This window comes from Enterococcus sp. DIV0358 (assembly GCF_051713465.1).
Classification (GTDB): Bacteria; Bacillota; Bacilli; order Lactobacillales; family Enterococcaceae; genus Enterococcus; species Enterococcus faecalis.
Window position 1 is genome coordinate 1,419,630 of the sequence record NZ_JBIOPX010000001.1, and the last position, 24,114, is coordinate 1,443,743.

General features: G+C 37.1%; 21 protein-coding genes and 1 pseudogene. 16 read left to right on the forward strand and 6 right to left on the reverse strand.

What is annotated here, in order from left to right; all coding sequences use genetic code 11:
- Nucleotides 1-11 precede the first annotated feature (11 nt).
- The 3 genes from IGK70_RS06990 to queG are packed head-to-tail and all read left to right on the forward strand — an operon-like array spanning nucleotide 12 to nucleotide 2,663.
- Entirely contained in the window at nucleotides 12-959 is a 948-nt protein-coding gene (locus IGK70_RS06990) for a thymidylate synthase (RefSeq protein ID WP_002357569.1), read from the forward strand.
- A 16-nt stretch (nucleotides 960-975) separates the two neighbouring features.
- A complete protein-coding gene (gene dfr / locus IGK70_RS06995; protein WP_002366693.1) occupies nucleotides 976-1,470 on the forward strand; it encodes a trimethoprim-sensitive dihydrofolate reductase in 495 nt (164 codons plus the stop codon).
- Between the two features lie 23 nt (nucleotides 1,471-1,493).
- Entirely contained in the window at nucleotides 1,494-2,663 is a 1,170-nt protein-coding gene (gene queG, locus IGK70_RS07000) for a tRNA epoxyqueuosine(34) reductase QueG (RefSeq protein WP_002366694.1), read from the forward strand.
- A 13-nt stretch (nucleotides 2,664-2,676) separates the two neighbouring features.
- On the opposite strand, the gene lexA is transcribed toward queG, so the two are convergent.
- A complete protein-coding gene (gene lexA / locus IGK70_RS07005; RefSeq protein WP_002357566.1) occupies nucleotides 2,677-3,297 on the reverse strand; it encodes a transcriptional repressor LexA in 621 nt (206 codons plus the stop codon).
- A gap of 150 nt (nucleotides 3,298-3,447) precedes the next feature.
- Between lexA and IGK70_RS07010 the strand changes: the two genes are divergently transcribed.
- Together IGK70_RS07010 and tkt are read left to right on the forward strand one after the other, a co-directional pair.
- On the forward strand, nucleotides 3,448-3,690 hold the full coding sequence (locus tag IGK70_RS07010; protein ID WP_438775202.1) for a DUF896 family protein: 243 nt from the start codon (nucleotides 3,448-3,450) through the stop codon (nucleotides 3,688-3,690).
- A gap of 71 nt (nucleotides 3,691-3,761) precedes the next feature.
- Nucleotides 3,762-5,756 carry a transketolase gene (gene tkt / locus IGK70_RS07015; protein WP_025193365.1) on the forward strand — a complete coding sequence of 665 codons (1,995 nt, stop codon included), beginning with the start codon at nucleotides 3,762-3,764 and terminating at the stop codon, nucleotides 5,754-5,756.
- A 50-nt stretch (nucleotides 5,757-5,806) separates the two neighbouring features.
- On the opposite strand, the gene IGK70_RS07020 is transcribed toward tkt, so the two are convergent.
- Nucleotides 5,807-6,997: an MFS transporter gene (locus tag IGK70_RS07020; protein ID WP_153853778.1), complete on the reverse strand. Its 1,191-nt coding sequence runs from the start codon at nucleotides 6,995-6,997 to the stop codon at nucleotides 5,807-5,809.
- A 354-nt stretch (nucleotides 6,998-7,351) separates the two neighbouring features.
- Here IGK70_RS07020 and IGK70_RS07025 point away from each other — a divergent pair, with 354 nt between their 5' ends.
- From IGK70_RS07025 to IGK70_RS07040, 4 genes are all read left to right on the forward strand, one after another.
- A complete protein-coding gene (locus IGK70_RS07025) occupies nucleotides 7,352-8,212 on the forward strand; it encodes a glucosaminidase domain-containing protein (protein ID WP_002357562.1) in 861 nt (286 codons plus the stop codon).
- Nucleotides 8,213-8,440: 228 nt separating this feature from the next.
- A complete protein-coding gene (gene cysK, locus IGK70_RS07030) occupies nucleotides 8,441-9,373 on the forward strand; it encodes a cysteine synthase A (RefSeq protein ID WP_010775844.1) in 933 nt (310 codons plus the stop codon).
- A gap of 138 nt (nucleotides 9,374-9,511) precedes the next feature.
- Complete coding sequence (locus tag IGK70_RS07035; RefSeq protein ID WP_220421648.1) at nucleotides 9,512-9,955, forward strand: Fur family transcriptional regulator; 444 nt, start codon at nucleotides 9,512-9,514, stop codon at nucleotides 9,953-9,955.
- A 297-nt stretch (nucleotides 9,956-10,252) separates the two neighbouring features.
- Complete coding sequence (locus IGK70_RS07040; protein ID WP_002369384.1) at nucleotides 10,253-11,593, forward strand: NADH oxidase; 1,341 nt, start codon at nucleotides 10,253-10,255, stop codon at nucleotides 11,591-11,593.
- A 50-nt stretch (nucleotides 11,594-11,643) separates the two neighbouring features.
- Here IGK70_RS07040 and IGK70_RS07045 read toward each other — a convergent pair whose 3' ends face one another.
- Entirely contained in the window at nucleotides 11,644-12,252 is a 609-nt protein-coding gene (locus tag IGK70_RS07045) for an NUDIX hydrolase N-terminal domain-containing protein (protein WP_002363964.1), read from the reverse strand.
- A gap of 176 nt (nucleotides 12,253-12,428) precedes the next feature.
- On the opposite strand from IGK70_RS07045, the gene IGK70_RS07050 reads away from it, so the two are divergent.
- Nucleotides 12,429-12,929 carry a GNAT family N-acetyltransferase gene (locus tag IGK70_RS07050; protein ID WP_104855741.1) on the forward strand — a complete coding sequence of 167 codons (501 nt, stop codon included), beginning with the start codon at nucleotides 12,429-12,431 and terminating at the stop codon, nucleotides 12,927-12,929.
- Between the two features lie 19 nt (nucleotides 12,930-12,948).
- A pseudogene (locus tag IGK70_RS07055) lies at nucleotides 12,949-13,475 on the forward strand (GNAT family N-acetyltransferase).
- 54 nt (nucleotides 13,476-13,529) lie between these two features.
- Here the strand turns inward: IGK70_RS07055 and IGK70_RS07060 are convergent.
- On the reverse strand, nucleotides 13,530-14,348 hold the full coding sequence (locus IGK70_RS07060; protein ID WP_104855739.1) for a helix-turn-helix transcriptional regulator: 819 nt from the start codon (nucleotides 14,346-14,348) through the stop codon (nucleotides 13,530-13,532).
- A 136-nt stretch (nucleotides 14,349-14,484) separates the two neighbouring features.
- Between IGK70_RS07060 and IGK70_RS07065 the strand changes: the two genes are divergently transcribed.
- From IGK70_RS07065 to IGK70_RS07085, 5 genes are all read left to right on the forward strand, one after another.
- Nucleotides 14,485-16,233 (forward strand): ABC transporter ATP-binding protein, encoded by a 1,749-nt coding sequence (locus IGK70_RS07065; RefSeq protein WP_104855738.1) that lies wholly within the window; start codon nucleotides 14,485-14,487, stop codon nucleotides 16,231-16,233.
- Complete coding sequence (locus IGK70_RS07070; RefSeq protein ID WP_104855737.1) at nucleotides 16,226-18,004, forward strand: ABC transporter ATP-binding protein; 1,779 nt, start codon at nucleotides 16,226-16,228, stop codon at nucleotides 18,002-18,004. The genes IGK70_RS07065 and IGK70_RS07070 overlap by 8 nt, the downstream gene beginning before the upstream one ends.
- A gap of 88 nt (nucleotides 18,005-18,092) precedes the next feature.
- The gene (locus tag IGK70_RS07075; protein WP_438775203.1) at nucleotides 18,093-18,518 is read left to right on the forward strand and encodes an 8-oxo-dGTP diphosphatase; all 426 of its coding nucleotides are present in this window, start codon (nucleotides 18,093-18,095) and stop codon (nucleotides 18,516-18,518) included.
- Nucleotides 18,519-18,657: 139 nt separating this feature from the next.
- Nucleotides 18,658-19,668 (forward strand): hypothetical protein, encoded by a 1,011-nt coding sequence (locus tag IGK70_RS07080; RefSeq protein WP_104855735.1) that lies wholly within the window; start codon nucleotides 18,658-18,660, stop codon nucleotides 19,666-19,668.
- A 302-nt stretch (nucleotides 19,669-19,970) separates the two neighbouring features.
- Nucleotides 19,971-21,407 (forward strand): catalase, encoded by a 1,437-nt coding sequence (locus tag IGK70_RS07085; protein WP_104855734.1) that lies wholly within the window; start codon nucleotides 19,971-19,973, stop codon nucleotides 21,405-21,407.
- A 212-nt stretch (nucleotides 21,408-21,619) separates the two neighbouring features.
- Here the strand turns inward: IGK70_RS07085 and IGK70_RS07090 are convergent, their stop codons facing one another.
- Both IGK70_RS07090 and IGK70_RS07095 read right to left on the reverse strand, forming a co-directional pair.
- Complete coding sequence (locus tag IGK70_RS07090) at nucleotides 21,620-23,053, reverse strand: cryptochrome/photolyase family protein (RefSeq protein ID WP_104855733.1); 1,434 nt, start codon at nucleotides 23,051-23,053, stop codon at nucleotides 21,620-21,622.
- Between the two features lie 133 nt (nucleotides 23,054-23,186).
- Nucleotides 23,187-24,068 (reverse strand): helix-turn-helix domain-containing protein, encoded by an 882-nt coding sequence (locus IGK70_RS07095; RefSeq protein WP_002357542.1) that lies wholly within the window; start codon nucleotides 24,066-24,068, stop codon nucleotides 23,187-23,189.
- Nucleotides 24,069-24,114: the final 46 nt, after the last annotated feature.

Sequence of the window (24,114 nt, forward strand, 5' to 3'; positions counted from 1 at the left end):
GAGGGAATAAGATGGAAGAAGCATACTTAGCGCTAGGAAAAAAGATTTTAGAAGAAGGTCATTTTAAAGAAGACCGTACAGGAACTGGGACGTATAGTTTATTTGGTTATCAAATGCGTTTTGATTTGGCCAAAGGATTTCCATTACTAACAACCAAACGAGTACCGTTTGGCTTGATTAAAAGTGAGTTATTGTGGTTTTTAAAAGGCGACACGAATATTCGTTATTTGTTAGAGCGAAATAATCATATTTGGGATGAATGGGCGTTCGAACGTTACGTAAAAAGCGCAGATTATCAAGGACCAGACATGACGGATTTTGGGCATCGTGTCTTACAAGATCCAGCATTTGCAGAACAATACAAAGAAGAACATCAAAAATTCTGTGACGCCATTTTAAATGATGCAGAGTTTGCAGAAAAATATGGTGAATTAGGGAATATTTATGGTGCGCAATGGCGTCACTGGGAAACCAAAGATGGTAGCTTTATTGATCAATTAGCTAATGTGATTGAAATGATTAAAACCAATCCTGATTCTCGCCGTTTAATTGTTTCCGCTTGGAATCCAGAAGATGTGCCTTCAATGGCGTTGCCGCCTTGTCACACTATGTTTCAATTTTATGTAAATGAAGGAAAATTAAGCTGTCAACTTTATCAGCGCAGTGCCGATGTTTTTTTAGGTGTTCCTTTTAACATTGCAAGCTATGCTTTATTGACACATCTGATTGCGCATGAAACAGGTTTAGAAGTGGGGGAGTTTGTACACACGCTAGGAGATGCCCACTTATATCAAAATCATGTGGAACAAATGCAAGAACAATTATCACGAGAAGTTCGTTCTTTCCCAACGCTCGTTTTGAATCCAGACAAGGCTTCTGTTTTTGATTTTGATATGGAAGATATTAAAGTAGAAGGCTATGACCCACATCCAACGATTAAAGCGCCGATTGCCGTATAAAAAGGAGAGAGAAGCTATGTTAGCAGCCATTTGGGCCCAAGATGAACAAGGAGTGATTGGTAAAGAAGGCAAATTGCCTTGGCATTTACCCAACGACTTGAAATTTTTCAAGGAAAAAACAATTCATAATACATTGGTCTTAGGACGTGCAACTTTCGAAGGCATGGGATGTCGTCCGTTACCAAATCGAACAACGATTGTTCTTACCAGTAATCTGGATTACCAAGCTGAAGGCGTTTTGGTTATGCATTCCGTAGAGGAGATTCTTGCGTATGCTGACAACTATGAAGGCGTGACCGTTATTGGTGGAGGTTCTGTCGTTTTTAAAGAACTGATTCCCGCATGCGATGTCTTATATCGGACGATGATTCATGAAACATTTGAAGGCGACACCTTCTTTCCAGAAATTGACTGGTCTGTTTGGGAAAAAGTTGCCACTGTTCCCGGCGTCGTGGACGAGAAAAATCTCTATGCACATGACTATGAAACGTATCATCGAAACGATAAATAATAAAATGAAGGGAGGCATGAGCAATGCCGACATTGAAAGAAAAAATTATTCAAGAGAGTCAACGTTTAGGCATCGATAAAATCGGCTTTACTCATGCTGAACCATTTATTGAATTAGAAGATTCTCTGCATGAACAACGAGAGCGAGGATATAACTCGGGATTTGAACATCAAAATGTGGAAGAACGAATTTACCCAGAAAAAACGTTTGAGCATCCTAAAAGTATTATCTCCATTGCTTTAGCTTATCCCACCAAAGCTCAGGAAAAAATGCCTAGAGATGAAAAGCGTGGACAATTTGCGCGAGCCTCTTGGGGAATTGATTATCATCACATTTTGCAGGATCGGTTGCAAAAATTAATTGCTTTTATTGAAGAGCAAGCTGCCACTGAAGCAGAAAAAGAACACTGGCGCTTTCGGCCACAAGTAGATACTGGCGAATATGTTGACACCGCTGTTGCTCAGCGGGCGGGTTTAGGATTCATTGGTAAAAATGGTCTACTGATTACCGAAGAATTTGGTTCCTTTGTATATTTAGGTGAGGTGACCACCAACATTCAATTTGAACCAGATGAACCTGTTCCAAATGGTTGCGGTGATTGTACTCGTTGTATCACAGGGTGTCCTACAGGGGCTTTGTTAGGGGACGGTCGAATGAATGCTCAAAAATGTTTGTCTTATCAAACGCAAACAAAAGGCATGATGCCTGAAGAGTATCGGAAAAAAATGCGTAACGTCATTTATGGTTGCGACATTTGTCAGCTGGTTTGCCCTTATAATAAAGGAAAAGATTTTCATTTTCATGAAGAGATGGAACCAAAGATTGAAGAAGTTTATCCCAAATTGGCACCGTTATTAACTATTTCCAATAAAGAATTTAAACAGCAATTCGGACACTTAGCAGGCTCTTGGCGTGGTAAAAAACCATTGCAACGGAATGCTTTAATTGCGTTAGCGAATTTGGGCGGCCGTGAAGCTATCCCACAAATTATTCTCTGTTTAAATGATCAGCGTCCTGTCATTCGCGGAACAGCTGCTTGGTCGTTAGGTCAGCTCGCAAAAAGAGAACCCGAGCAAAGTTTAGAAGCTTTAAATTATCTACTTTCTGTAGAAACTGAAGAAGAGGTTATCGAGGAAGCCCAAAAGGCTATTCACTTGTTAACAAGCAAAAAAGGAAGCCGCTCAACAGAGTGACTTCCTTTTTTTATTAAATATGATTGCGATATAAACCAACAACTTTACCTAAAATTGTAACGTTATCTAAAAGAATAGGCGCTAATGCATCATTTTCAGGCTGCAAGCGGATATGATCTACTTCTCGGAAGAATCGTTTACAGGTTGCTTCATCTTCATCGGTCATTGCGATTACGATGTCGCCATTATTGGCATTCGATTGCTTACGAACAATCACTTGGTCGCCATCTAGAATACCTGCGTTAATCATACTTTCTCCTCGAATCGTCAACATAAATAAAGCATTTTCTTCTGTACGTAAATCAGGAGGTAACGGGAAGAAATCTGATGCTTCTTCCACCGCTAAAATTGGTTCACCAGCAGTTACGACACCTAACATCGGAATAGTTGTCGGTTGAATCCCGATCTTTTCCAAGCCTTCTGGTGTTAATTCGATTGCTCGCGGTTTTGTTGGGTCACGTAAGATTAGACCCTTTTTTTCAAGACGAGCTAAATGTCCGTGAACGGTAGAAGTTGAGGATAAATCAACAGCCTTCCCAATTTCGCGAACGGTTGGCGGATAACCCTTTAATTCGACTTGTTCGTATATATATTTAAGTACTTCTAATTGTCTTGTTTCTGTACGTTTCGCCAAAACCCGCACCTTCTTTCAATTGATAAAATTAGTGTACCATAAAATGCGAACGAAATCAAACAAGCGTTCGTGTTTTATAAATATCAGAATATAGTTGTTTTTTTAAGGCAGTTCTTATAATATAGACAGTGAGAGTAAGGAGGGATTTTGATGTTATCGAAAGAAAAAATTGCCCGTATAAATGAATTAGCGAATAAAGCAAAAGTGGAAGAACTTAGTGCGAAAGAAAAAGTCGAACAACAAGAATTACGTAAAGAGTATTTAGAAGCATTTCGTGGAGGGATGCGTCACCATATTGAAGGAATGAAGGTCGTGAATCAAGAAGGGACCGATGTGACTCCTGAAAAACTAAAACAAATTCAACGTGAAAAAGGACTTCACAACAGAAAGTAATTGCTTTCATTGTCGAAATAAGCTACACTATGAATAAAGGTAAAAAAAACCTAAATTAGGAGATGATTTTTTTGTTTGACAAGACAGATCAATTGGGCGTTAATACAATCCGGACATTAAGTATTGAAGCCGTACAAAAAGCGAACTCAGGACATCCTGGTTTACCAATGGGTGCTGCCCCAATGGCGTATGCACTTTGGACAAAACATTTAAAGGTGAACCCAACAACTTCTAGAAACTGGGTTGATCGTGATCGTTTTGTACTTTCAGCAGGCCACGGCTCTGCAATGTTGTACAGCTTATTACATCTATCAGGATACAACGTAACAATTGACGATTTGAAAAATTTCCGTCAATGGGATAGTAAAACACCAGGGCATCCAGAAGTGCACCACACAGATGGTGTTGAAGCAACAACAGGACCTCTAGGACAAGGGATTGCTATGGCTGTTGGTATGGCAATGGCTGAAGCGCATTTAGCTGCAACTTATAATCGTGATAGTTTCCCTATTATGGATCATTATACGTACGCAATTTGTGGTGACGGCGATTTAATGGAAGGTGTTTCTCAAGAAGCAAGTTCAATGGCTGGTCATATGAAATTAGGTAAATTAATTGTCTTGTACGATTCAAATGACATCTCATTAGATGGACCAACTTCTAAAGCCTTTACTGAAAATGTTGGGGCTCGTTATGAAGCATACGGATGGCAACATATTTTAGTTAAAGATGGCAATGATTTAGATGAAATAGAGGCTGCGATTGAAGCGGCTAAAGCTGAAACAGATAAACCAACATTGATTGAAGTTAAAACAGTCATTGGTTACGGAGCACCAAAAGAAGGAACTTCTTCCGTTCACGGCGCGCCAATTGGTGAAGAGGGCATTACAGCGGCTAAAGCTGTTTATGGTTGGGAATATCCTGACTTTACTGTGCCAGAGGAAGTCGCTGCTCGTTTTAAAGAAACGATGATTGACGAAGGCCAAAAAGCAGAAGCGGCTTGGAATGAGATGTTTAAGAACTATGAACATGCGCATCCAGAATTAGCCAAACAATTTAAAGAAGCTTTTGCCAACCGATTACCTGAAGGTTGGGAACAAGAATTACCTAAATATGAACTAGGAACAAGTGCCGCAAGTCGTGTAACAAGTAAAGAAACGATTCAAGCTATTTCAAAAGTTGTTCCAAGTTTCTGGGGCGGTTCAGCTGATTTATCAGCCTCAAATAATACAATGGTTGCTGCAGAAAAAGATTTCGAACCTGGTCAATACGAAGGCCGTAATATTTGGTTTGGTGTTCGCGAATTTGCAATGGCTGCAGCAATGAACGGGATTCAATTACACGGTGGTAGCCATGTTTATGGCGGGACATTCTTCGTCTTTACTGACTACTTACGTCCAGCAATCCGTTTAGCCGCTTTACAAAAAGTTCCTGTAACTTACGTCTTAACGCATGACTCTGTTGCGGTGGGTGAAGATGGGCCAACACACGAACCAATTGAGCAATTAGCAAGTGTTCGTTGCATTCCAAATGTTCATGTGATTCGTCCAGCAGACGGCAATGAAACTGTTGCTGCTTGGAAAATTGCTATGAATTCTACGGAAACACCAACTATTTTAGTTCTAAGTCGTCAAAACTTACCTGTTTTAGAAGGAACGTTAGAACACGCTTCTGATTCTGTTCAAAAAGGTGCTTATGTATTGTCACCACAAAAAGGTGAACAACCAGCAGGGATTTTAATTGCGACTGGTTCTGAAGTAAATCTAGCAGTGGAAGCACAAGCGAAATTAGCGGAAGAAGGCATCGATGTATCTGTCGTGTCAATGCCAAGTTTTGATTTGTTTGAAAAACAATCTGCTGAATATAAAGAAAGTGTGTTACCTAAAGCTGTGACAAAACGTGTGGCGATTGAAGCTGCAGCAAGCTTTGGTTGGGAACGCTATGTAGGAACAGAAGGCAAAACAATCACAATTGATCACTTCGGCGCTTCTGCACCTGGCGGTCTAGTTCTTGAAAAATTCGGCTTTACTCCTGAAAATGTGGTTAATACCTATAAATCACTATAAATAAACATTAAAAAACCTGAATGCTTGTGATAGCATTCAGGTTTTTTGCTTCATTTCTTTTTGGGAGCAAAGAGCATAAAGTGAAAAAATAATGCGAACAATTGGAACCCAATACCAGTTAAAGTAACACCAGACCAACCATAGTTTTGCCACATTAATGTACCAATCAATGAACCCAGTGAACCGCCGATGAAATAGAAAAACATAAAGACGGTATTGTTACGATTGCTGGCTTCTTCTCCCAAATTTTGGACGCGTGTTTGATTGGCTACTTGCCCAAATTGAGTACCGATATCTAAAACAATAATTGCTAAGATTAGTAAGACCACATGTGTTCCACCTAGAAAAAGTAAGATAAAACTACCGAACTGCATCAGCAGGCCAATCAAAACAATCTTCCGTTCTGGATAATAATCGGATAGACGACCAATGATGGGTGCTACGAAAGCTCCCGATAAACCAAAAATTGCTAGAATACCGACTTCTTTCGGTCCCCAATAATAAGCTGGACTACTAACAAAGAAAATTAACGTAGACCAAAAGATTGAAAAGGTTGCAAACATAAAAAAGCCATTGACAGTTGCTTCTCTTAACAAAGGTTGCGATTTGATTAGCTTAGGAAGACTTTTCAAAGAACCTAAATAAGTTAATCGATTTGAAGTTTGAGTATGTATCACTGTTTTGGGCAATTTTAATTGGAGTAGAACGACCAATGCTAACACGAATATTACGGCGATTAGGTACACTGTTCGCCAAGAAGCTGCACTAGCAATGAAACCTGAAATCGTTCGAGATAATAAAATTCCTGTCAATAGTCCGCCCAGCATTCGACCTGTTACTTTACCACGGTTTGCTGGTCCCGCCATGACCGCAGCATAAGGAATAATAATTTGGGCGGCAATAGAGAGCAACCCAATAAAAAAAGAAGAGAATGCAAACAGGAGAAAACTTGGTGCAAAAAACGCAGCACCTAGAGACAGCGAGGAGAGCGCAGCTACTCGAATGATTAATTTGCGGCGATCAACGACATCACCTAATGGAACAAGAAAAAGTAAGCCTAGCGCATAGCCTAATTGGGTCAGCATAGTAACAAAACCAATAGAACCAATACTGACTTGAAAGTCCTGAGCAATTTGGGTGCCAATTGGTTGAATATAATACATATTGGCGACCACGACCCCGCAAGTTAACGCTAATAAAAACGTCACTTGATTTGTTAAACCCGATTGTTGTTTCTTCATCTAACCACCTACATTTCTATGTAATTCATTTTGTAATACAACAACTACTCGGCAATAGTTGTTTTGACTACAAAAACAGACTCCTCTTATAAAGTTTGTTCAAAAAGTGACAAGTCCATTAAAAAGTTTATCACAATAAATAAAGAAAAGTAAGAGGATAAATAACAAAAATCTCATCAAATTGAAAAGAAGAAGTGGTTGTTTTCACAAGTGTGAAGAGGGTTAATTAAATACAAACAAGATTTCAATTACATTACAGAAATTTTAAAACTCAAAATTTAATACGTTTATTTCTTGTTTCAATAGGAAATTAACGGTAAAATAGAAAAGTGAGACAGTGAGGAGGAAAAATGAATGAGCGAACAGTTAACAAGAAGTAGTAAACATATTCAAAAAGCTCTTAAAAAGCAAAAAGCTTATAAACGTGCTACCGCCGTTGCGGGGACTTCAATGATTTTAGCACCTGTGGTTGGTGCTGCGGTACCTGCCCAAGCAGAATCAAGCCAGCAAGCATTTATTAATGAAATCGGAAATTCAGCAGCAGCCGTTGCCAATAGCAATGATATGTATGCTTCCGTCATGATTGCTCAAGCGTTGCTAGAAAGTAGTTATGGTAGTTCTGGGTTAGCATCTGCACCGAACTATAACTTGTTTGGTGTAAAAGGAAGTTATAATGGACAATCTGTTTATATGCCAACAAAAGAATATTTAGACGGACAATGGGTGACCGTCACAGCAGCATTTAGAAGTTATAATTCTTATGCGGAATCGTTCCAAGATCATGCCAATGTTATTCGTTCTACTGCTTTTGGGGATACATACCATTATTCAGGCGTTTGGAAGAGTAATACTAGCAGTTATCGCGATGCAACAGCCGCTTTAGCCGGAAGTTATGCAACTGATCCAGGCTATGCCGAAAAATTGAATTGGTTAATTGAAGCATATAATTTAACTCAATATGATTGGGGAGCACCAGTCGCTCAAACCACTAGTTATTCAGATACAACGGGAACCGTTGATACAACAATCGATACAGCGGCTTCTGCAACAGCAACAGCAGAAACTGTAGCTAGTCAAAGTTACACTGTCGCAAACGGCGACACATTGTGGGACATTGCTGCACGTTTTGGAACGACAGTTGATAATTTAATGTCACTAAATGGATTAACATTGGATTCTGTTTTATCGGTGGGTCAAACCATCCAAATCGGTTAATTTTGCAATTATTTAGTTGAAGAAAGACCTTACAAAAGCAGTAGTTTTTGTAAGGTCTTTTATCGTGAAAATAGGTAGGGCCAGCAGCAATTATTTGATGAGCATAATCCGTTTTTTTATTTAATTTTTCACAAACTAAAATTCGTTTTTCTGGTAGAAATCGTTTTTTTGAGCTATGCTTAGAGAAAGAATTATTATATTGTTTGTAAAATTGGAGGATGTAGGATTATGACTAAAGGTTATGTAAAATCAGTAACAGAGTTAATTGGTCAAAGCCCAGTTGTGAAATTAAAACGGATGGTACCAGAAGGAGCTGCAGATGTTTTTGTTAAACTAGAATTCTTTAATCCTGGTGGCAGTGTGAAAGATCGAATTGCTTTAAGCATGATCCAACAAGCCGAAGCAGATGGTCGCCTAAAACATGGACAAACGATTATTGAGCCGACTAGTGGTAATACAGGCATTGGGTTAGCAATGGTAGGTGCTGCGTTGGGATATCCAGTTAAGATTGTGATGCCAGATACTATGAGTATTGAACGCCGCAAATTAATGCAAGCATATGGGGCTGATCTATTATTAACCCCTGGTGCCGAAGGAATGAAAGGGGCAATTGCAAAAGCCACAGCATTAGCAGAAGAACACGGATACTTCATGCCTTTGCAATTTAATAATCCAGCTAATCCAATGGTACATGAACAAAAAACAGGAAAAGAAATTGTTGATGTCTTTGGTAAACGTGGCTTAGATGCGTTTGTTTCTGGTGTTGGCACTGGAGGAACCGTTACAGGAGTTGGCCATGAATTGAAACGGATTTTTCCAGACATTGAAATTGTTGCAGTAGAACCAACGGAGTCGCCTGTTTTAGAAGGTGGCGAACCAGGTCCACATAAAATCCAAGGAATAGGCGCTGGTTTTGTCCCAGAAGTTTTAGACACCACCGTTTATCAAAAAGTTGCCGCTGTTTCTAGTGAAGACGCATTAGAAACTGCTCGTTTAATGGGGCCAAAAGAAGGCATCCTTGTGGGGATTTCAGCAGGGGCAGCAATTAAAGCTGCCATTGATTTGGCAGTTGAATTAGGCGCAGGCAAACGTGTCTTAGCGCTGGTTCCAGATAACGGTGAACGTTATCTTTCGACAGCTCTTTACGAATTTCCAGAATAAAAAACACGCAAAAAAACGAGCATTTCTCTTAGTTTAGTAAAATGCTCGTTTTTTCCACGAGAATCCTACAATAATTCTTGTCAATCGTAATAAGAAATAGTATTATTTAAGAAAGATAGACAGGGGAGGGATACAAAGATGGACAACGTATTGGTTAAAAATGCACTCGCTGAATTAAAAGAAGCCAATATCCGAATTACTCCGCAACGTTATGCTATCTTGGAATATTTAATCGAAAATCATACACACCCAACAGCTGATGAAATTTATCGCGCACTAGAAGATCATTTTCCAAATATGAGTGTAGCAACGGTTTACAACAATCTACGTTTATTTACTGAAATCGGTTTCGTTCAAGAAATGAGTTATGGCGATGCATCTAGTCGTTTTGATTTTAGTTCGAAGAAACATTATCACGTGATTTGTCAAAAATGTGGTAAAATCGTTGATTTTCATTATCCAGGGTTAGAGGACGTTGAAATGGCCTCTAGTAAATTAACAGGCTTCGAAATTAATGAACATCGTTTAGAATTATATGGATTATGTCCAGATTGCCAACAAGCACAACAGGAGAATGTGTAAAAAATTACATACTGTTAAAAATTTATCAAAAGATAAGTCACTTGTCTAGGCAAATTTCACAAGCGTAAGAGTTTTCACTCTTATGCTTGTTTTTTTGTGTGGTTATTGACTTTTAAATTCTTAAAAACAAAAAATTAACTAGCTATTATTAAGAATTAACAACAGTTTGTGAATTTTTTTATATGCGATTCACAAGCATAGAACTCGAATAAGCTTGATTCCTCTGATATATTTTAAACAGACAGAGGGAGACGTCACCTCTGCAAAACAAAGATTGTGAAAGAAGGGATTTACAACATGAAAGTCGTAGTCGTAGGATGTACCCATGCTGGAACTTCAGCAGTTAAAAGTATTTTAGCAAATCACCCGGAGGCGGAAGTCACTGTATATGAAAGAAATGACAATATTTCCTTCCTATCTTGCGGAATTGCCTTGTACGTTGGAGGCGTAGTTAAAAATGCTGCTGATTTATTTTATTCAAATCCAGAAGAACTGGCTTCTTTAGGAGCAACAGTGAAGATGGAACACAATGTTGAAGAAATCAACGTGGACGACAAAACTGTTACAGCGAAAAACTTACAAACGGGCGCAACTGAGACCGTTTCTTATGATAAATTAGTGATGACAACTGGTTCTTGGCCAATTATTCCACCAATTCCAGGAATTGATGCTGAAAATATTTTATTATGTAAAAACTATTCACAAGCCAACGTGATCATCGAAAAAGCGAAAGATGCCAAACGTGTCGTTGTCGTTGGTGGCGGTTATATTGGTATTGAATTAGTAGAAGCTTTTGTAGAATCTGGTAAAGAAGTCACTTTAGTTGACGGGTTAGACCGCATTTTAAATAAATATTTAGATAAGCCATTCACAGATGTTCTAGAAAAAGAATTAGTTGATCGTGGCGTTAATTTAGCTTTAGGTGAAAATGTCCAACAATTCGTAGCAGATGAGCAAGGAAAAGTAGCAAAAGTCATTACACCAAGTCAAGAATTCGAAGCAGATATGGTGATTATGTGTGTTGGTTTCCGTCCAAATACAGAATTATTAAAAGATAAAGTTGACATGTTACCAAATGGTGCAATCGAAGTCAATGAGTATATGCAAACAAGCAATCCTGATATTTTTGCTGCGGGTGATAGTGCAGTTGTTCACTACAACCCAAGTCAAACAAAAAATTATATCCCATTAGCAACGAATGCTGTTCGTCAAGGTATGCTAGTAGGTCGTAATTTGACTGAACAAAAATTGGCTTATCGTGGCACACAGGGAACTTCTGGTTTATATTTATTCGGTTGGAAAATTGGTTCAACAGGTGTGACAAAAGAAAGTGCCAAATTAAACGGACTAGATGTCGAAGCGACTGTTTTCGAAGATAACTATCGTCCAGAGTTTATGCCAACAACTGAAAAAGTTCTGATGGAATTAGTCTATGAAAAAGGAACACAACGCATTGTTGGTGGTCAATTGATGTCTAAATATGATATCACACAATCTGCCAATACTTTATCATTAGCGGTCCAAAATAAAATGACTGTCGAAGATTTAGCGATTTCTGATTTCTTCTTCCAACCACATTTTGATCGCCCTTGGAACTACTTAAACTTATTAGCCCAAGCCGCTTTAGAAAATATGTAATTAATAATAATAGAAAAAGGATGAAGAACAGAAGTTCTTCATCCTTTTTGTTAGTCACTAAGCGCTCCAGTTGTTTGGTTCATTAATGCCATTAATTGCTCTTTCGTTGTTCGTTTGATAGAAAGAGGGGGGAGATTATCTAAAGAAAAATAAGCACAATTCGAGGTTTCAATGTTTTTTTCAAAGGGATGATTTTCTAAAATCTCACAAGAAAAGATCATTTTATAGTACTGAAATAGTTGAGGAATGTCTTTTCGTTTATCTGTATCATAAACAGCAAGCAATTCTTTTGCTGTAACAACTAAGCCAGTTTCTTCCAATACTTCTTTTTCAATATTTTCTTTAGGGGAGCAGCCAATTTCGGCATAGCCACCAGGTAATGACCATTCTTTGGTCCGTAAATCTTCAACTAATAAAAAACGATTCTCTTTTTTTATTAAACCGCGAACATCTACTTTCGGTGTTGGATAACCTTCTTCTTTAGTTAAGATTTTTTCTAAGTCGGGCAAAACAGTCGCTTCGGGTCCGGTTGCGCTAATAAGTTGTAACGTAAGTTCTCGTAGTTCTTGGTAACGTTCTTGATCAAAAGCATCTTTCCCGTAAAAAAGACCTGCATCCGCCAATGCTAGCAACCGTTTATAGGTGTTCAGATAATCCATATACGCACGCTCCTCATAGACTTAATACGTTTAGTTTAACAGAAAAAAACAAAGGAAGGGCAGATTTAGCGAGAAAAGGCGTCGTTTTAAGGAAATAATAAAGAATAAATGACTAACTTACATTTTTAAACTACCTATGCTATTATTTAATAAAAAGGATTGAGTATACAATAATTTTGTTATGTAAACAAAAAGGAGGTTGTGAATTGAAAGAATTTACAATTATAAGGGAAAAAAATGCAGATAAAAAGACTCAGGCAGCACAAGAAGTATTGTTTAATCTTCCAGAATGGTTTGGCCTTGAAAAAGAGACCCGCAAGTATATCGATATAGCTAGCACTTTACCTATGTGGGTGGCAAAGGATGTAGAGAATAAAATACTCGGTTTTATAACACTTTCAGAAACAAGTAAAGATACAGTAGAAATCCATTGTATGGCAGTTAAAAAGCGGTATCATCGCAAAGGTATCGGCAAGTTATTGATAGAAAGCGTGGAAACGTATTCTATCAATAACTATTTTTTTATTCAAGTCAAAACAGTTGACGAAGGAAATTATTCCGTGTACGATCATACTATTCGTTTTTACGAATCATTGGGTTTTAAGCGCCTTGAGGTTTTTCCGACATTATGGGACGCTTGGAATCCTTGTTTAATTTTAATTAAACAGTTGATTTAATCTACAAAGGAGTTTTAGTATGTCAGTATTTATTAGAGAGTGTACCGTCGCAGACGTACCAGAATTAGAGGCCATTTGCCAAGAGACTTTTGCAGATACTTATGGAGATGGCGAAAACGAAGAGGATTTACAGGCACATTATGAGAGGAAATTTAGTCCAGCAGTTTTAGAAAGCGAAATCTTACATAAAGATTCGCAATATTTCTTTGCTTTTTATAATAATGAACTTGCAGGTTATGTGAAATTAAATCACGGTGATGCTCAGATTACCTATCAACATCCACAAGCGTTACAAGTTGAGCGCATTTATATTCGTAAATCTTTTAAGCGTTTAGGCTTAGGCAAACATTTGATTACGAAAGCAATTGAATTAGCAGAAGAAGCAGAAAAAGAGACGGTTTGGTTAGGTGTTTGGGAACATAATCATTCAGCGCAAAAATTTTATCAATCATTAGGCTTCGTCAAAACAGATGAACATGATTTTATATGGGAAATGAACGTCATACCGATTATACAATGACGAAACAGTTAAAAGAGTCAACGTAAAGCAAAAACAAGGAAACGGACGCAATGAAGCCGACGATTCCTTGTTTTTTTATCTTAAAATTGTGAAGGGGATTTTCCATAATATTTTTTGAATAATTTACTGAAATGATAGGCATCTTCGTAACCAACCGTTTTTGCCACTTCTTTGACACTTAAGGAATCATTTTTCAGCAATTCTTTCGCATGGTTTAAGCGGACTTGAATTAAATAATTGATTGGCCCAACGCCTGTGGCCGCTTTAAAGGTTTTCGACAAATAAGTCGGGGTAACATATAACATTTCTGCTAACTGTTCCAAAGTAATTTCTTCGTCATGGTGCGTTTCCAGATAATAAATCGTATGATTGACTAAATTTCGTTTTCTTTTTTCCGTTTTCGATAGCCGAGTTTCAATTTTATTTTCTTGATCAACTGCTAAGCTTCTTAAAATATAGACCAATAGTTCAATAACTAAAGCTTTAATTTGTAACGCTGATTCAACTTCTTGATGGTTTAATTCATGAACAATTTGCCAAGCTTTTTCTAAAAAAGCACCATGTAAATGACTTAAATCTAATAAAGCTGATTTATTTGGAAATACGTTTCGCGCTAAGCCTTCTAAATAGAGATTTGAAATGCCAATGTGTAGTTGATGTGAGTAAGTTCCTACTTTTTGTTGCTCACCATGTTCCGTTCGCGGATTAAAAAGAAACACCGTACCAGCAGTGGCATGGTACTGTTGCCCTTGAACAATATATTCAGATTCACCTTCTAAAAGAATAGATATTTCCAGAAATTCATGATGATGACAATTATAAGGGTGGGGCTCTTCGTTCCAAGGATCGAAGGCATATAAAATTTCAGGATTAAACGTTCGACTATTTGTGTAGTTCATAAAAAATCACTCCTACTTGTATCCGCTTTCTATACTATATTGTACATCAAAATATACAAGAATGCCCATTTCTTTTCCTATAAAAAAACAGTAATCTTATACACGTCCATAAAAACAAGAGAGAGTAGGGGAGAAAATGAATAGTTTTGAATGGATTTGGCAATATGCTAAAAAAAATAAGAATAAGTTACTGCTAGCTGTTATTTTTGTCGTTATTAACGCTATTTTAATTGTTATTATTCCATTGTTATCTGGCAGAATTGTAGACCAAGTAATCAATCAGGGAAAAACTGAAGAACTTGTCCCAATTCTTGGGATTATGATTGGAGTGACCGTTATTCGGACAGTTGTTCGTTATAGTTATCAAGTCTTGTTTGAATCGGTTGGACAATCTGCGTTATTTGACTTAAGAAAAGATATGTATGTCAAACTTCAAGAATTAGATTTTGATTTCTTTAATCATACACGTGTTGGCGATATTATGGCGCGAATGACAGGGGATACAGACGCTATCCGCCATTTTGTTTCTTGGGTCACTTATAACCTCTTAGAATGTATTTTATGGTTCATCGCAGCCGTGATTGTGATGGGGACGATCAATTGGCAATTGATGCTGACATTAATTTTAATTACGCCTTTGATTTTTCTGTTAACACAAAAAATGTCGAAGGAATCGCATCCGGTATTTTTTGAGATTCGGGAAAGTTTTTCTCGGTTAAATTCAATGGTCGAAGAAAATATTGGTGGAAATCGGGTGGTTAAAGCTTTTTCTCAAGAACCTTATGAAATTGAAAAGTTTAACAAGCACAATGAAGACTATAAAAAATGGAATATGGCTTCTGCAGATGTCTCTAAAAAATATTTACCGTGGTTAGACGGTTTTGCAGGTAGTTTAAATGTTATTGCCTTAGTTCTTGGTGGCCTCTTTGTAATTCAAGGTCGGATGACAATTGGTGATTTAGTGGCCTTTAACGGCTTTCTCTGGATGTTGAACATGCCGATGCGAATGAGTGGCTGGTTGATCAATGATGTGCAACGCTTTACGGCATCGTCCATTAAAATTCGTCAGTTATTAGCAACGAAACCGAAGATTCCCATTGCTCGGGAAAAAGAAGCAGAACCGATCCAAGGCTATGTGACGTTTGATCACGTGTCCTTTCATTTTTCAGATGATCCAGAAACCCCCATTTTATCGGATGTTTCATTTTCAGCAAAACCTGGTGAAACAATTGGTATTTTAGGGGAAACTGGTTCAGGCAAAACCACTTTAGTTAACTTAATCGCTCGGTTCTATGATCCAACAAAAGGCACTGTTTATATTGATGGAAAAGATGCTAAAAGCTATTCTGTTCGTAAATTGCGAGAAAATATCTCCATGGTTATGCAAGATGTCTTTCTTTTTTCCAATACAATAGAAGATAACATTGCTTTTGGTAACACATTGGCTAACTTGGAACAAGTGCAAATGATGGCTGAAATTGCTGATGCCCATAGCTTTATTTCCAGAATGCCCGAAGGTTATGCAACAATTGTTGGTGAACGCGGCGTTGGCCTATCTGGTGGCCAAAAACAGCGGATTTCACTGGCCCGTGCCTTAACCAAAGATCCAGCTATTTTAATTTTAGATGACACAACTTCCGCTGTTGATATGGAAACAGAATCAAAAATTCAAAAAGAACTAGGTCGTTTGACGGAAAAGAAAACGACATTTATTATTGCCCACCGAATTTCTTCTGTGAGAGAGGCCAATTTAATTTTGATGATGGAAAAAGGCCGTGTGGTGGAAAGCGGTACGCATAGCGAATTAGTCGAACAAAAAGGCAAATATTTTGACGTATATCAAAAACAATTAGGTCTGACAAAGGAAGGTGAGTCGCGTGGCTAGAAATACGTTTGATGTGGATGAGACTTTAGAAAAAGAATTTAATTGGTCTCACTATAAACGATTAGGCGTCTATATTAAACCTTACAAAAAAGCTGTTTTTAAAACATTATTTGTCATCATATTAGCTAATCTGGCAAGTATGTTAGGCCCTTACTTTACTAAAATTGCGATTGACCAAGTAATTCCACAAAAGAATCTCTCGTTACTCTTGATACTAGGGGCTATTTTCCTATTTTCCTTGGTGATTATTGGTTGGTGTATGCGTTATCGAATATATGCCATCACAGAAATTGGACAAGATATTTTAAAAGATATGCGTTTTTCAATTTTTGAGCATCTACAAAAATTACCATTTTCTTATTTTGACAGTCGGCCGCATGGAAAAATCTTAATACGGGTGGTCAATTACATCAATACGTTAAGTGATTTACTAAGTAACGGATTGATCAATTTAATTTCTGATTTATTTAATGTGATTATCACCTTAATCTTCATGTTATTTATTGATGTGAAATTAACCTTATACAGTTTACTGCTATTGCCTGTGTTGTTCGTGATGGTTCTATTTATCCAAGGGAAACAACGGAAAGCTTACCAAGAGCTTAGCAATAAACAATCAAACTTAAATGCCTATATTCATGAAAGTATTTCAGGAATTAAAATTACGCAATCTTTTGCGCGAGAAGATGAAAATTTCCAAATTTTTAACGAGGTAAGTGAAGAATATCGCCAATCCTTTATGAAAGCTGTGCGTGTCCAGTATTTATTATGGCCAGCAGTGCAAAATATATCCGTCATTACGACTTGTTTTATCTATTTCGTAGGAATCCGTCAATTAGGTGTGTCCGTTACTACTGGGACGCTAATTGCTTTTATCGGTTATATCAATAACTTTTGGAATCCGGTCATCAATATTGGTAACTTCTACAATTCTCTGATTACTGCAACTGCCTATTTGGAAAGGATTTTTGAAACGATGGATGTTGTTCCAGAAATTCAAGATGCGCCGCATGCTATTGCGTTGCCGACAATTAAAGGAACCGTTGACTTTCAGCATGTTTATTTCCGTTATGAAGAAGGAAAAAATATTTTGACCGATGTTAGTTTTCATATTGAGCCAGGACAAACAATCGCCTTGGTTGGGCCAACAGGTGCGGGTAAAACAACAATCATCAATTTGTTAAGTCGTTTTTATGATGTGAATGAAGGGGCCGTTAAAATTGATGGTTATGATGTTCGCGATGTGACACTCCGTTCGTTAAGAAAACAAATGGGGGTAATGCTTCAAGATACGTTTATTTTTTCAGGAACGATTATTGAAAACATTCGGTACGGAAATTTAGCAGCCACAGAGGAAGAAGTTATCCAAGCCGCAAAAATTGTTCGTGCGCACGACTTTATCAAGGATTTAAAAGATGGCTATGAAACAGTTGTGGAAGAGCGGGGTAGTACACTCTCGGCAGGACAACGCCAATTAATTTCATTTGCTCGTGCTTTACTGGCAGATCCCAAAATTTTAATTTTAGACGAAGCTACCTCCAGTATTGATACAAAAACAGAAGAATTGTTACAAGAAGGATTACAACAACTTCTGAAAGGACGGACATCGTTTATTATTGCTCATCGACTTTCTACCATCAAAAATAGCGATAAAATTTTCTATATTGATGGTGGTCGTATTGTGGAAGAAGGATCTCATGATCAACTAATGGCAAAACATGCGTTATATCATCATTTATATCAATCGCAATACGACTTATTAAAGAGCTAGATGATAAAACAGAGAAAATTCTTAGTTGAATCTTTCTCTGTTTTTCTGTATCGTAACCTTAACAAAGGAAAAAATGATGAGGTGCCAAATGAATCGGAATTTTGAAGTGGAATTAACAACATTATGTATGATTAGAAATCAGAAAAATGAAATCCTTGTGCAGGAACGACAAAAAAAGGATTGGCCTGGTTGGACGTTCCCTGGCGGACATGTTGAAAAAAACGAGAGTATGGAAACAGCCATGGTTCGCGAACTCCTTGAAGAAACAGGCTTAGTGCTGAAACCACAATTAGTAGGTGTTGCAGAATGGCTGAATGATTGTTCGGGTGCGCGGGAATTAGCCGCATTATTCATTGCAGAAACAGCGGATGAACTACCAGAAGAAACGGAACAACCCTTGTTTTGGGTCACTGAAAAAGAATTGCGAGAAGGTCCTTTAGCTGGCAGTTTAGCAGAACTTTTCCCAGTATTTTTTGGCGAAAAGCAATTTTATTTTAAAAATAATACAGCTTAATGATTCAAACCTAAAAGATTAAATCAATCCCACTTATTAAAAGAGAGAAAATCTAAAATTAAACATTGCTATTTATAAGCAATGTTTGCTATTCTTAATAAAAGGGAATTAATTTTTTATATAATGAGGGGGAAAAAGTGTGTTAAAAAGAAAAGTGGGGATTATCGCAGGCGTTTTCTGTTCAGCTTTGTTACTGACAGGCTGTGGCAAAAGTGCGAAAGATGAGTTCATTCAAGGGATTGGCAATCAAAACGCACAAGAATCTGGGGTTTGGGATTTCTCTATGTCAATTAGTGACATGAAATTTTCACAAGAAGATGGTGCACAAACGAATCCTATGATTGGGATGCTCATCACGCAAATCAAAGACGCATCGCTTTCTGGGAAGATTCAAGTAGATGCCAAAAAAGAAAAAGCATTCAGCTTAGAGATGAAATTAAAAGCGATGGGCATGGATGTACCGATTTCATTGATTGGATCATTAGATAACGAGGGCAAAGAGCCAAAACTCTATTTAGCAACAGATATGATGGAATATATTGTCGCTGTCGCAGACTCAATGACTGACGGTGCTATTGATAGTTCTCAGTTAGATACAGAAAAACTAAAAGGGAAATACATTGATCTTTTAGCCATGAACGAGGAAAGTGCGAAAGAATGGCAAGATACAATCAAAGAGTATCAAGAATCGGAAAAAGAACGAAAACAGTCTGCTAAGGAATACAAAGAGTTTTTAGAAGGATTAGACAAGGATACGTTTGAGAAAAAAGGGGATACCATTACCCATACGTTTACAAAAAAAGAATTACAAAAGTTAATCAAAATTACGACAGAAGCATCTGAGAAAGGTAAAGAACAAGATCCTTTCGAAAAAGTTAAAGATGTTTCTGCTAAAGTTTCTGTTAATACAAAAGAAAATAAAACAAATATGTTGATTAATGTGAAACCGCAGCAAGACAAGAACGTTGACATGGGACTTGAATCATTATCTAGTAAAATTAGCATTACACAAAAAGCCAAAAAAGCGACGATTTCAATGCCTAAGAAAGAAAATATTTTATCAGAACAAGAAGTTGAAAAAATATTTTCCGATAGCACCTCTATGACAGGTCTATCGACTGAAGAAACGACTGTTGCGATCAATCAATAACGATGAATGACCAATAAAAACGGTCCCTCAAAAAAAGTAACGAAAGACCTAGCATGATTGGGATGCTAGGTCTTTTTTGAATAAAAAAACAGCATTTTAGTTTTCTTTGAATTATTGGTTGTTATTTTTGGTGGTGTAAACAGTTTAAAATTAATACATTTGTTTTTGATTTAAATTCTATTGCTATTTTTAATCATTCTATTAAATAACAAATGTTTTTGAGTGTTTTTAAGCATTATTTTTGTTATGCAGAGTGGTTTTTTTATACAATGAGTATAATTTTAGATGAAGGAGTGTTTTAGGTGAAAAATCAACATTTAACTACGTCACAAGGAAGTCCAGTTGGCGATAATCAAAATTCGCTAACTGCAGGAGAATTTGGTCCTGTCCTAATCCAAGACGTTCATTTATTAGAAAAATTAGCTCATTTTAATCGTGAGCGCGTGCCAGAACGGGTTGTTCATGCCAAAGGTGCTGGCGCTCATGGGATTTTCAAGGTGAGCCAATCAATGGCACAATATACTAAAGCAGATTTTTTATCTGAAGTTGGCAAAGAAACACCTTTATTCGCTCGTTTTTCAACAGTAGCTGGAGAGTTAGGTTCATCAGATACATTGCGTGATCCTCGCGGTTTTGCGCTTAAATTCTATACAGATGAAGGAAATTACGACTTAGTTGGCAATAACACGCCCATTTTTTTCATTCGTGATGCAATTAAGTTTCCAGATTTTATTCATAGCCAAAAAAGAAATCCACGGACGCATTTGAAAAGTCCAGAAGCTGTTTGGGATTTTTGGTCTCATTCACCGGAAAGCCTTCATCAAGTAACAATTTTAATGAGTGATCGTGGCATTCCGCTATCGTTCCGTCATATGCATGGTTTTGGTAGCCATACATTCAAATGGGTCAATGCTGCTGGAGAAGTATTTTTTGTTAAATATCACTTCAAGACGAATCAAGGAATCAAAAATCTAGAGAGTCAATTAGCAGAAGAAATTGCTGGGAAAAACCCCGATTTCCATATTGAAGATTTGCATAATGCAATTGAAAATCAAGAATTTCCTTCTTGGACATTATCTGTGCAAATTATCCCGTATGCAGATGCGTTAACAATGAAAGAAACACTTTTTGATGTAACAAAAACGGTTTCTCAAAAAGAGTATCCGCTGATTGAAGTTGGCACGATGACTTTAAATAGAAATCCAGAGAATTATTTTGCAGAGGTTGAACAAGTAACCTTTTCACCAGGGAATTTCGTTCCTGGTATTGAAGCTTCTCCAGATAAATTATTGCAAGGACGTTTGTTCGCTTATGGGGACGCACATCGTCATCGCGTGGGCGCTAATAGTCACCAATTGCCGATCAACCAAGCAAAAGCACCTGTAAATAACTACCAAAAAGACGGCAATATGCGTTTTGACAATGGCAATAGCGAAATTAATTACGAACCAAATAGTTATACTGAAACACCAAAAGAAGATCCTAAGGCGAAAATTAGTTCCTTTGAGGTTGAGGGAAATGTTGGTAATTATAGCTATAATCAAGATCACTTTACACAAGCAAACGCTTTGTATAACTTGCTGCCAAGCGAAGAAAAAGAAAACTTAATTAACAATATAGCGGCATCTTTAGGTCAAGTGAAAAATCAAGAAATCATCGCGCGTCAAATTGATTTGTTCACTAGAGTAAATCCAGAATATGGAGCACGCGTCGAACAAGCTATCAAACAACAAGCATAATTTATATAACGTACGTGACAAACCCAGTCTTTAGTTTATCTAGACTGGGTTTGTTTGCTTTTCAATGCTTCTTACTCTACTTTGTATAATGTATATTATGTAAACTAGAATAAAATAAAAAACTTTAGCCGATAACTTGCCACTTCTCTTTCGACCAATCAATTCACCCAACTAACCTTACAGTTGTTTGCTAAGCTAGTTGGGTTTACTGTTTATTGAAACCTTGGATTGTTCATTTCTTGATGAATTTCTTTGCTCGCTTCATATAGAAATAATGTTTGTTTTTTACTTGATGCATAATCGACAATGGGTTTTGGATAATTTTCTCCTAAATGTACATGATATTGCGTTTGTAAGGCTTCGTTCATTAGATTTGGTTGATGAATATACTTTTGTGGCACTTGTTTAAGTTCTGGGACATATTTTTTGATGAACTGGCCGTCATTATCAAATTTTTTTGACTGGATAATTGGATTAAAAATCCGAAAATACGGGACAGCGTCCGTTCCTGTGGAAGCAGCCCATTGCCAGCCACCGATATTATTGGCGGCATCATAATCAATCAACATTTTTTGAAAGTATTTTTCACCCCAACGCCAATCAATGTGTAAATTTTTAACTAAAAAAGAGGCAGTAATCATTCTTAAGCGATTGTGCATCCAACCAGTTTGATTCAGTTGTCGCATTGCGGCATCAATTATAGGGTACCCCGTCTCCCCTTTTTGCCACTTGGCAAACATTTCTGGGTCATTTGTCCATTGAATATAACGAAATTTTTCTTGAATAGCTTCCTCTTTTTGTTGTGGAAACGCACTATAGATCATATTGTAAAAGTCGCGCCAAGCTAATTCTTTTTTGAAGGTTTCTTTACTTAAGCTAGAAGGCACAGATGCAAGCTCTTGCCAAATGGTGCGAATCGAAAGTTCTCCCGTTCTTAAAAAAGTAGACAGATGACTCGTTTGATCCTGATAAGGAAAATCACGCTTATTTTCATAGGATTGAAGTTTTTGATCAATAAAAGTATTTAAGCGCCTTCTGGCTGTTTCTTCGCCGACACTATAGTGTGTTAAAGGAATCCTCGCAATCTGTTCACGATAAGCTGCTTCCTCTTCTGGAAAAAGACACGCACTAAAAATTTTTTCAGCTGTATAGGAAACAGGAATCGGTGTTTCTTTAGGCGCCTCTTTCCATTTATTGTAATAGGGCGTAAACACTTGGTACTTGCTGCCATCGTTCTTCTTAATTTCTTCAGAGCCATGCAAATAGGCATCTTGAAAAGAGAAAGACTGAATATTATTTTCTTCAAAAAAGCGCATAGCTTGCTGGTCCCGCTTTGCCCCAAAGCCACAAGTATCTTCATTAAAATAAATGGCCTGCCAATCGGGTAATTTGCATTTCAAACGTGAAAATAAATCTAACGGTTCGCCGACCATGATTTGTAAATGTGCCTCTTGATCGATTCGTTCTTTGAACGAGGCTAAACTTGCAAAAAAAGCGTTATGATTAGCACTTTCTTGAATAAATTGTTGAGGATTCATTTGGAATAATAAAATCAATTCATCAGCTGCAGAATTTTGTAACGCGTGTGCTAATGCTTTATTATCCTGTAATCGTAAATCACGTCTAAACCACATTACTCTTTTCATTTTTAAATCCTCCTAAATACTTCGTCTTGCTTATCGTAACCGTGACTGCTGATTTTTAAAAGCAACTTGCCTAGACTTTTCAAAAAGCCGATAAAAACTGGTTTTTCAGCTTTTATCGGCTTTTTGATTTAAATTAATAGGAAATATTAAAAGCTTTCATATCTTTCTCAATATATTGTAGGACTTCTGTATTGCCAAAAAATTGTGTAAAATAATAGGCTTGACGATAGTCATCGGCTGTGTCTTCCCCGAGCATTTGTTTATTAAAGGCTTTTTCATATAAAAGATAATCTAGCAAATAAATGGAGTGTTTGTCACGACAAATCTGAATCCCTTTTTCGCTTAAAGTGACACTTTTTTGGTAGTCTTTCATTTCCGAGTAGAATTTAGCAGAATTATAATAAATTCTACAACGCTCCAAGGAACATTCTAATTTAAATTGTTCCAATTCTTGTAATGATTTTTCGTAATACACTTGCGCTTTTCTCATATCTTTTTCCAGTTCATATAGCGTACCTAGCGCATTCAGGCTTAAAATGTTGTAAATATTGACTTTACGGTCAATTTCCGCGCCCCGATATAGGTAAAACAAGGCCTCTGCTTTATCTTTTTTTCCTAATAAACAAGTAATTCCCTTATAATATAACAATTTAGTCGTTAGTTCATTATTAGATAAGATAAGACCTTCAGGCACTTCTTGTAATAAATTGTAGGCCTCTAAGTGAAATAGCCGTAAAGATAAATCCTCGACTTTGTTTAGTAGATTTTCAATTTTCTTTTCTTCAGAAATCATCATACATTCTTCTACTTCTAAATCTAATCGGAGGCAAATAGATGAGAAAATATCTAAACTGTCACATAGATTACGGTTTTCAATATTACTAATTGTTGCTTGCGTACAGATGCCGTTAGCCAGCTCTGATTGTGTGATTTTTTTAAGTTTTCTCGCTTGTTTTATTTTGTCTCCTGCTACCTTCACGAACAGACCTCCACTTGTATTATTATGTAAATTCATTAAAAAATGTTATACTTTGATTATCAATTAAAGGAGGTACATGCTA